Source organism: Roseovarius tibetensis (genome assembly GCF_050896375.1).
Taxonomy (GTDB): Bacteria; Pseudomonadota; Alphaproteobacteria; order Rhodobacterales; family Rhodobacteraceae; genus Roseovarius; species Roseovarius tibetensis.
On sequence record NZ_JBPBBB010000006.1, the window covers coordinates 146,033 to 156,806 of the forward strand.

At 65.6% G+C, this 10,774-nt stretch carries 3 protein-coding genes (1 of these 3 only partly in view); all 3 read right to left on the reverse strand.

Annotation, left to right across the window (positions count from 1 at the left end):
- A protein-coding gene (locus ACROSR_RS06625; RefSeq protein ID WP_432683314.1) for an LEPR-XLL domain-containing protein crosses the window boundary here: on the reverse strand, positions 1–9,048 show its 5' end (the start). The gene continues 23,289 nt to the left of window position 1, outside the view; 9,048 of the gene's 32,337 nt are visible here — the first part of the coding sequence; its start codon is at positions 9,046–9,048; its stop codon lies off the left edge, out of view.
- Positions 9,049–9,368: 320 nt separating this feature from the next.
- A complete protein-coding gene (locus ACROSR_RS06630) occupies positions 9,369–10,361 on the reverse strand; it encodes an adenosine kinase (protein WP_432683316.1) in 993 nt (330 codons plus the stop codon).
- Between the two features lie 10 nt (positions 10,362–10,371).
- A partial coding sequence (locus tag ACROSR_RS06635; RefSeq protein ID WP_432683318.1) for an adenosylhomocysteinase occupies positions 10,372–10,774 on the reverse strand: 403 nt, incomplete at its 5' end.

Here is a 10,774-nt window from a genome sequence, read left to right on the forward strand (position 1 = left end):
CGAGTCGATCTCGGCATTCGAGGTGCCTGCGACGCGCACGCCCTGAGCGCCCGACACGTCGCTGCGCGCCACCACTGCGGCGGCACGGGCCGGATCGACGGTTGCGATGTTGGAACTGCCATCCGTATCGACCAGCCCGATGGCGATATCGGCAAGATTGAACAGCAGGTTCTGCCCGGCATAGCCGACAGAGTTGAAGGCGATCGTGCCGCCGACCGCCGTCGTCTCGGAGTCGCCGAAGGCGGTGGTCGTGGTGTCCACCCGCGACGTGATCGTCGCGGTCGTGTCGGCGCTGACATCGACGGTGCCGTCGCCGGGGCGCGGCGTTTCGGCAACGGTCTGGCCATCCTTGTCGGTGAAGACGACCACGGCATCCGCGACCGGATCGTTGGTGTCGTTGGAATTGCCCGCGACCATCACCGCGTCGGCGACGCGTGCCTCGGCCCCGGCCAGCACGTTGTTTGTGACGATGTTGAAATTGAACGCCTGGCTGGAACTGCCTCCGGCCAGAACCGACCCTCCATCGGTCTTGACCGTGCCGGTGTTCTGCGCCTCGATGGTCGCGTCCTCGACCGCATCGACCCAGACATGGCCATCGGTGACATTCACGTCGGCGCCGGTCAGCGTGGCGGTGACATCGCTGTCGACCTCGTTGACGGCGAACAGCATACCCACGGCCAGGCTATCGGACGCGGTGACGTTGGTCACGCTGTTGGGAACATACGAAAGCGCGTCGCCAAAGCCCACGACCGCGATCCAGTCCGAATTCCCCGCGAAGGTGGTGTTGCCCATATCCAGTTGCGCGGGGCTGTCCCCCACGTAACGGTAGACGGTGTCCTCGGACCCGGTGGTATCCAGCACCTGCGTGCCCTTGCGCACCGTCTGCTCGCCCGAGGCGTCGGTATAGGCGTAATCCTTGAGGAACGTGTCCAGCGTGCCCGTGATGACCGAAAGCCCGCCATCGTTGGTGACGGTGCTGGTCTGCTCCATCGTGTTCTCGGCGTCGATGGACGCAGCGTCACGTGCGGTCACGCGGATACCGCGCACGGCGTCCAGATCGTTGATCGCACTCTTGCCGTCGGTCTTTTCCGACCAGCCGCCCGCGGTGAAATCCAGCCCCGCGACCGTCACGTCACCCAGCTCTGCCCCGGTGCGCTCGTAGACGGTGCCGTCCGGCGCAACCACGAGGTCGCCTTGCGCGATATCGACCGCGCCGTCATCGACGGAATGATACCCACCGACCTCTGCATGGGCCCCCGCCGCAACCTTGTTGAGAGACAGGACGATGCCGATGGCCTTGCCGCTGGCATCTCCGAAGGCCGCCGCGGCGCTTTCGGTGACATTGGTGACCGTCGCGTCGAGCGTGGCGATGTTCAGCGCGTCGACATGAATCTCGCCGCCGGCATTCGCGCGTACGTTCTCCAGCGTCGCGCGCGCCTCGACCGGCACCTCGTCCTCGGGGTCGGCGAGGGTGGCGTCGCCCGACAGCGCGTTGACGATGTTCGACAGAATGTTGGTCGGCTGGTAACCGATGCTGTTGAAAGCCAGCACGACATTCGCGCCGGTATCGCCGGTCACGACATTCGCGCGCGTGATCGCGGTCATGGTGACGGAATTCTGCGCGGTGACGTCGATATCCGACCCCGCCGTGAGGTCCGCGTCGCGCACCCGTGCCGTGGCGTCGCCAGACAGCACGTTGGTGGCGACGATACCGCCGATCGCCTCGCTCGTGCCTTCGCCGAAAACACTGCCGCCCGAGGACGACACCGCAGCATCGGTTATCGCGCGCATCTGGCTGTCGAGGGCCGCGTCCACCGTGATGTCGCCGCCCGCATCCAGCGTAGCGCCACGCACCTCGGCCACTGCATCGCCTGCAAGCGTGTTGTAGACGAACATGAAGCCGAGCGCCGAGCTGTCGCTGTCGGTGACGTTCAGCCCCTGTGGGATTGCCTGCGTCGGCGTGAACGGCTTCCACAGGTTGGTCTTGGTGAAATCCGCGGCGCCAAGGTCGGTTGTCGGCACCTTGCCGGTCGCCGGATCCTCGTCCGGGTTGCCCATGTAGCGGTAAAGATCGCCACCCGTGGTCTCGACTAGGTGGCCAAAGCGCAGCGCCACGTCCTGCTGCCCGCCGGTCTGCCGCCAGTCGACGAACGGGACGAGGTCGTTGACGGTTTCCTGCAGAACTGCAGCCCCGCCATCGTTGACGGTCGTGCTGCTGACGGTCAGCGTGCTGTTGGCGAAATGGCGTTGCGTATCGGTGGCGGTGACGGCGATATCGCCCCCGGCATCGACGCGCTTCGCGGCCCCCGACAGGTCGGAATTGTCGATGATCGCCTCGGCCGCGCCCAGAACCTTGTTCGAGGCCAGCACGAGGCCGAACGCCTTGCCGCCCGCATCGACCAGCGCGCCGGCCTCGGAATTGGCGCTGTTGGCGACCGTCGCGTTCAAAAGACCGTCGGATTGCGCCGTGACCGCCACATCGCCGGCGGAGTCGACCGTACCCGATACGATCGCCGCCCGCGCCTGCGCCGGGTTCTCGGGATCGACAAGCCGGTTGAAGCCCGGATCGGCGATCAGCGCCTCGACCGCGTTGAACAGCAGGTTCGACGTCTTGTATCCCAGCGTGTTGAACGCCAGCGTCAGCGTCTGCGTCTCGTCCCCGGTCTGACCGCTGGTGGAGGCCGTCGCATCGAAGATCGACCGCTGGAACGCCGCGACGGTCACGTCGCCAGTGCCAGCACCGTCGGGATCGAGCGCCGTGACCTCGGCGCGCCGGATCTCGGCCATGGCAGAGTTCTGCACGGTGTTGGTCGCCACGGCGAGGTTGCGCGCGACCGAATCGCCGGTGCCCCAGGCCGAGCCGCCCGAGCTGATGACCTCGGACGTCATCCGCGACAGAAGCGTGGCATTGGCATCGGCGGTCACGCTGACATTGCCGTTCCCGGCGGTCACGTTGACCTCTTCGATGCTGGCCTCGACCCCGCCGCGCACGTCGTTGGTCGTGACCACCCCGCCAAACGCCTTGGAGTCGGAATCGGCCAGATTGCCGACATCGGGAAAAAACGTGTCGGCGAGGTCGGGCTCGTCCACCAGTTTGGTGAACATCGATGGATCGGAAAAATCAAAGCTTCCGTCGAGGGTTACGCACTGCATATTCTGCTGCGCGCGGAAATACGTGCCCTCATCCGCCCCGCCATTGGATCCGACGCGGATCACGTCGCCCGCGGCGATGTCCTGCTGGCCCGAGAAGGTGGTGTAACTGTAATCGTCCCGCTGAAGCTTGCCGACCAGCCCTTTGAACAGGTCCAGATTGTTGGTCGCCACCGCCGACACCTTGAGCGAGGTGTTGGCGCGCAGGTTGGCGCGGTCGACGGCATCGACCATGACGCTGCCATGCGTGGCCATGACCGTGGGCCGGTTGGCCGACGTGACCTGATCCCAGCGGGACGCGTCGGAATAATCCTCGGCCGACAGGTCGATCGGCGGATTCTCGATGGTGAAATCGCCCTGATTGTCGATGATGAACGATTCCAGCGCGGTCAGGATGTCCGCAAGGTCGGGATCGTCCGGCAGGGTCAGCGTCGGCCCGGTGTAGCGCAGTACATCCCCGGCGGCGAAGATCGGCTCTGCCTCGCCAAACAGGTCGATGAAATTCTCGATCGGCGTGACATCGGCGCCCAGCCCTTCCAGGACCCGGCCACCGTCTATCTGGCCGATCAGCGTCGACGCACCATCGGCAAAGAGATCGCGCATCACCCGGATGGTGGTGTCGTTTTCGAGGTCGAGATTGGTCGCCGGATCGCCGTCATCGGCGTTGAAATCCGCGACCGTGGTCGTGTTATGCGCGGGGGTCAGGACATCGCCGCCGACATATTTGTAAAGCGTCTCGCCATCGCGCACAATGGTGCCGTCGCGCAACTCGCGCACGGTATCGCCGCTGGTGTGATCCACCGCGGGACCGATCCAGGCCCGCGTTTCGCTGGCGATGCGATTGCTGGCCAGCACGCCCCCGGCAGAGGCCGCGTTCGAGCCGTATTTCAGCTTGCCCTCGACCTCTTTGCCTTCTTGCCGGGCCTTATCGCGCTGGTCCTGCTTGACCATACGGTCGACCAGCACACGGTCATTGGAGGCGCCCACGGTGGCGTCGTTGCCCACCGTCGCATCAAGCAGGTTTGCGCGATACACCTCCAGCGCGCCCTCTTCGAACAGCACCTGCCAGACGTTGCCGTTGCTGTCGGTGACATACCACTGCGCACCACCGGCCAGCGTCTCGACATTGACGGCGTCCCCGACCGCGATGGCATCGGCACCGCGCGCCGCCTCAAGCGCCGCAATCGCCTCGCGCAGCAGCGCGCGCGTGGCCGCGTCGGCCTCGATGTCCTCGATATCGGCATCGGCGCGGCCCGCATCATCCAGCGCCAGCGCCGTCAGCTCGGCCGCGCTTGCGAGGTCGGCGATCTCAGGGTCCGTGTTGCCGGCAACGTCTGTCACGCCGTCGGCCAGACTGCCGCGATGCTCGCGGCTGGTGGCGGTCACGCTGACATCACCGGCGGCCGTCACGTCGGACCCGGCAAGATACGCCTCGGCGCCGGCGGGATTGGCGTCTGTCAGGTATGACGCGCCGAGCACCGCGTCGAGCGCCTGGAAGAAGATGTTGGAGGCATCGAAACCGACCGCGTTGAACGACAGAAGAACGCTTTTCGCGTCCGCCTTGGCGGACATCTCGGTGGTTATGAGGGTATCCGCTATGGCAAGGTTGAACGCCTCGACGGTCACGCTGCCCGGATCGCTGGTGGTGGCGGTGTCGCCCTGACCCGCGGTCAGCGTCGCGCTGTCGGCATAGGCCCGTGCCTTGGACAGCAGCGTGTTGGTCGCGGCGGCCCCGCCAAAGCCTTCCTTGGCGGCGACCTGGCTGGATTCGCGGGCGGTCAGCGTTGCCGTTTCGCGGGCGGTGATCGTGATGTCGTCGGTGGCGCTGACGGTGGCATCGGTGATCGCCGCGTGCGCGCCGCCCTCAGCCTCGTTGCGGGTGATGAGAACCGCGTATGCCTTTGATCCGCTGCCCTCGAACCCCAGCTTTGACGAGATTGCCCGCGCGACGCCGGGCGGGATGATGGTCGTCTCGTTGACCTCTTTCCAGACATCCGTGAAGGCCGTCGCGTTGTCGAGATCGCCGGCAGGAAGCCCGCCCCGCCAACCGGACCCGCCGCGGTTGTCGGGCGCATAAACGCCCGACAGGGCCGACAGGTCGAACCCGTTGGCCGCGTCGCCTACAAACTTGAAGAACCGGTCCGGCCCGTCGCCGCCCGGATCGGCCACCAGCACCACGTCACCATAGACAAGGTCCACGGTGCCTGACGCGGTCGTGTAATCGTAGCTGTCCAGAAGGTTGCGGGCGAGGTCATTGACCATCCCGAGGAACAAGTCGTTCGAGGTGCTTTGCGAACTGCCAAGCGCGGTGGTGGAATTCAGCGTCACGACATCGCGTGCTGCCACAGCCACGTCACCTGCCGTCGCCGTGATATCGGCGCCGTCACGGATTTCCGCGACCGCCGCCCCGGCCAGCATGTTCGACGCCAGCACACCCTGCGCCGCGTAACCGCCCGCACCCTTGAAGGCCGACGCGGCGGAACTGACATCGCTGTCGATCACCGCCTCGATCCGGGCCACGTTGTCGGCGGTCACCGAGACCGCACCGGCCTCGACCGTGCCGCCGGAAATCGTCGCCGTCGTGTCGGCGGACGTGCGCGGACCGATATCGGTTCCGATCAGCGCATCCAGCGTCTGGAACAGCAGGTTCTGCGGCGCATAGCCGACGGTGTTGAACGCCACCAGCACGCCAGCGGCCTCGGACCCGGTGGAAAGTGCCGAGTTGAGCGTCGCATCGAGAACGGTTTCGTTGCGGGCATTGACCTCGAGCGCGCCCGCGACCGTGGTGTCGCTGTCGCGCACGTCCGCGGTGGCGGTCGCGTTGACCGTATTGACGACCAGCGCCCCACCGGCGGCCAGCGTGGTGCCGCCACCGGTCAGGCTGTTGCCGCCGGAACTGATGATCGTCAGGTCACCTTGGGCAATGAAATCGGTGCCCTGGATCGCCTGTACGGTCATCGCCGCGCCATCCGCCGGATCGCCGGTTACTGTGACCGTCTGGTCGGCGACCCGTGCCTCTGCTGCACCCTGCACCTCGTTACGTACGATCATGCCGCCGAACGCGTTGGTGTCGGAATTCGTGAAGCTCTTGCCGGCCGGCGTGATCTCGGTCTCGAGCTGCGGCTGCCACAGCGTCGTGTCGTCGAAGTCGAGCGCGTCGAGCGCGTCGAGGTCAAGCTCCAACCCGGCCCCGTCGGTGCCCATGTACTTGTACACCGTGCCCGGTGTGCCGGATTGCGCACCGGTGATATTGGGCAGGACCATGACCCGGTCGCCGAACGCCAGATCGACCGCCCTGTCGGAAAGCTTGATCAACTCGGGCGGCAGCCACGGCATGGGCCGCGACCCGTCCTCGAACAGCGCAAGATCGCCGTTTTCATCCGGACCGACGCGGTAATCGGCCGGCGCGTAATCGCCGATCGCGTCGTCCAGCGCCCCCAGCCCCAACTGGGTGGAGGCCGAGGCGCTTGACGTGATGAGTGTGTTCGCGCCGATCTGCTGATCGTCGTGGGCGATCACGCCAAGGGTTCCGGCGCTGATCTCGTCGCCCGACGGATAGTTGTTAGCATCGTCACCGAGGATCTGCGCCTTCGTCGATGTCGCGACCTTGTTGTTGGACAGGATGAACCCCGCCGACGCGCCCGACGTGTCGCGGAACGCGCTGTTGGCATTGACCCGCGTGGTATTGGACACCGTGCTGTTTAGGATCATCCCGCCGCGCGCCGCCACGCTCAGATGGCCGGTGGCCATGATGATGACGCCGGTCGCCAACGCCTCTGTCGCCAGTGGCGATTCGTTGAGCCCGCCGAAATCCTCACCAAGGATCGTGTCGACGCCCGCCAGCAGCCAGTTGCCGAACATCTCGCCGAAATTGTCGCTGTCCTCGCCGACATCGTAGCCAAGCATGTTGAATGCGACCGACAGGCCGAACGACGCCCCCTCGGTGCCGGAAATGCCCGCGCCCGCCTCGGTCACCGCGTCCACGACGAGATCGTTGCGCGCATCGAGGCTGACATCAGCGCCAGTGACCTTGCCGCCTGTCATCCGCGTCGCAACCTCGCCGGTGATCTCGTTGACCGCCAGCGTGCCCCCGATCTCGTAGGCGGGTTGCGAATTGACGCCACCCAAGGGTGCGCGATCCTCCGATTGCAGCTTGCGCGCCTCGACAAGGATCTGCGCGTCCGAGGCCGCCTGCACGACGATATCGCCATCATTCTCCGCGGTCAGGTCGGTGCCGGTCAGCGTGACCGACACATCGCGGTGAACCCGGTTGATCGCACTCGCATATTCCAGATCCAGCTTCTTGACATGGACCTTGTCGTTCGCGTCGATATCGACGCTGGAGGCCAGCGCGCTGAAGGTGCTGGCATCCACCGCACGCACCGATAGCGCCGCCGACAGCACGCGCCCCATGGAATCGCGCACCGCGTTGCCGTGGGCGTCCAGCAGATCCTGCGACGCCCCGGTCGTGGTCAGGTCCGATCCGGTGATATCCACCGTGACCCCGCCCGCACCGAGGGTATTCGTGGCGATCTTGGCGCCGGTGGCGACCAGCGTGTCCGATCGCGCGGTGATCGCGGCTGTGCCGGCCGTCAGCGTGGTGTCGCTCATCGTTATGGCGTTGGCGTCTTTGGTGAACGCCGTCGTCGCCAGCCCGAACAGGTTCGACGTCACGGTGTTGAGGATATCGCCGCCCGTTAGGGACGTGACGCGCGCGACGCCATTCGCGGCGTTCATCTGCGTCGTGGCGCCACCCGCCGCGCCGATATCCACGGATGTCACCCGGTCGAGGTTGATCGTGGACAGCAGCGCGCTGTAATCGCTCAGCGTGTCCTCACTCGCCCCTGACAAAAGCTCTGACACATTGCCCGAGAGGAACCCGGCGCCAGCTTTCAAATCGACCGTGACATCCGTGTCGGTCATTGCCCCGACGGATAGCGCCGAACCGGTCCCATTGGCGGTCAGGGTCGCGCCGTCGCCCACCGTGACGGTGGCCTTTGTCGTGATGTCGGTCGTCAGCTCCTTCAGGACTGCCAGTTCGGGCGCGATGGTGACATCGGTCCGCGTCTCGGCATCTAGGCTGACCGTGCCACCGTCCAGCGTGACATTATCCGCGACGCTGAGATGCGCGTGCACGTCGATCGTCACCCCTTGCTCAAGCGTTGTGGCTCCTTGGATCAGTGTTTTTAAATCGAGGGGCGCGGTGGTCTCTCCGACCGCGGCCTCTGCCAGTCCGGTGATCGCGCCCGACGCATATATGTCGGCATTGATGTTTATGGCGGCGGCCGCCGCCGCGGTCTGATTGGTGCCGTCATCGGTAACTGTGGCGTCGCTGCTCGCAGTCAGCGTCACGTCGCCGACCCGGTCGCCGGCGGACCCGATCACGCCGTCACCGCCGGCGGCGGTGTCGTCGATGGTGATCGTCTCGGCGACGAGCGTGATGTCACCGGAAAAGCCGGTATCGAATCGCGTGATGGTCAGCGTGTCGTCGCCCGCGCCGGTGTCGATCTCGACCCCGAAATCACCGCCGGCATTGGCAAAGGACGTATCGAAGATCACCGACACGTCGTCATCGGCCATACCGGTCTGGATCTCGAAGCCGTCCTTGCCGCCGATCGCGAAATCCTGTTTGGCACCACCGGCCCAGACGATCTCTGCCTTCTGAACCCAGTTCGTCCCGTCGTCTTCCTCGAAGATCCGAACGGTCAGTTCACCGGTGGCGTCCGTATCGACCGTGCCATCATCGTCGAGATCGTTGGCGATGATGGTCAGCGGGTCGGCACTCAGAAGGACGCGCGGCTCCAGCGGGTCGAGCCGCATGCGCCACGCGGCCTCTTTCAAACGCTCGTAGCGCGCACTGTCACGCCGCCGCAACCGTCGCCGAAATCCCCTGTTCAACGGAATATGCGGAAGACTATCGGCATCCCTTGACGTGAACGGCATCGACATAATGATTTTCCCGAATTCCGCCGCCCGGCACGATCAGCACGGCACGGTCCCATCTTTTTACTACACCTTGGCGGGTCATTCCGTCTCATTGCAAGACATTTCTGCTGCAATGTTGACGCAGCGGCAACCGAGAGGCCGCGCCGCAAGGGTTCAGTCGATACGGGATGTTTCGGGAAAGATCGGGTGTGGCCGCAGATCGCGACCGGTCCGGCACCACGATTCGCGGGCCGTGATCCCGGGGCACCGCATGGATGCCCCGGAACAGACTGTCACGCGGCAGGGATCGAAATCGCCCGTGCCGCAGCGCCGTCTCGTGCGCCGTAATGCCCCAGGACGCGCGCCGCGCATTCCGCACCCATGCGCCCGGCCTCGGCCACGGGGCGACCCTGGGCAAGTCCCCCCAGAAAGCCGCTGGCGAACGCATCGCCCGCGCCAGTGGTATCCAGCACCTTTGGCACCACGACCGCGTCCACATGGTAACGGCCCGTCTCGTCGGCCACCAGCGCGCCCTTTTCGTGCTCGGTCACGGCGGCGATGCCGACATGGCACAGGGCCCAGTCCATCGCGGCCTCGGTATCGGTCTGGCCCGCCAGCGCGCCGATCTCGACGTGGTTGCCGATCAGGATGTCGGCGTGCTGCGCGATGAAGTTCAGCATCACGTCGCGGTTGCGCTCGACGCAGCCGGCATCCGACGGCGTCATCGCGACCTTCGCCCCGACCGCCTTCGCGGCCTGCGCAGCGGTTTCGATCACCGCCGCACCCTGCGGCGCGTCCCACAGGTATCCCTCGACGAAAAGCGTATCGAAACGCTCTGGCATCACGTCGGTCAGGTCGGACGGCTTCAGCGTCACCGCCGCCCCGAGATACGTGCTCATCGTCCGTTCGCCGTCGGGCGTGACCAGCACGACGCATCGCCCGGTCCCCGTCTCGCTTGCCGACCCCGGCACGATCGGCGCATCGATGCCCATGGCGCGCATTTCCTCTGCGAAGGTGCGGCCGAGGTCATCTTGGGCCGTCTTGCCCAGATATGTGCCCGCCACGCCCAGATCGGCGAGATGTGCGATGGAATTGGCCACCGACCCCCCTGATTGACGCACGCCGGGCCCGACCTCTTCGAAGAGCGATTGGGCGGCGGCGGCATCGACCAGATACATGCCACCGGTCTCGAGGCCGTGGCGCGCGATCACCTCGGGGGTGACCGCCGCGACCACATCGACCAGCGCGTTACCGACGCCCACGATATGCGGTGTGTGCTTGTTCATGACATGCCTCTCAATATCTGTACTGATCGGGTTTGAAGGGGCCTTCGGGTTTGACGCCGATATAGGCGGCCTGGTCGGGGGCGAGTTCGGTCAGGCGGACGCCGATGCGGTCGAGATGCAGGCGGGCGACCTTTTCGTCGAGATGCTTGGGCAGCACGTAGACCTTGTTGTCGTAGTCCTCGCCCTTGCTCCACAACTCCATCTGCGCCAGCACCTGGTTGGTGAACGACGCCGACATCACGAAGCTGGGATGCCCCGTCGCGTTGCCGAGGTTCAGCAGGCGGCCTTCGGACAGCAGGATGATGCGGTTGCCCGAGGGCAGCTCGATCATGTCCGCCTGGTCCTTGATGTTGGTCCATTTGTGGTTCTTGAGGTTGGCCACCTGGATCTCGTTGTCAAAGTGTCCGATATTG

Coding starts and splice junctions, on each gene's coding strand:
- ACROSR_RS06630 (WP_432683316.1), bottom strand. CDS start 10,361: ATGAACAAGCACACACCGCATATCGTGGGCGTCGGTAACGCGCTGGTC.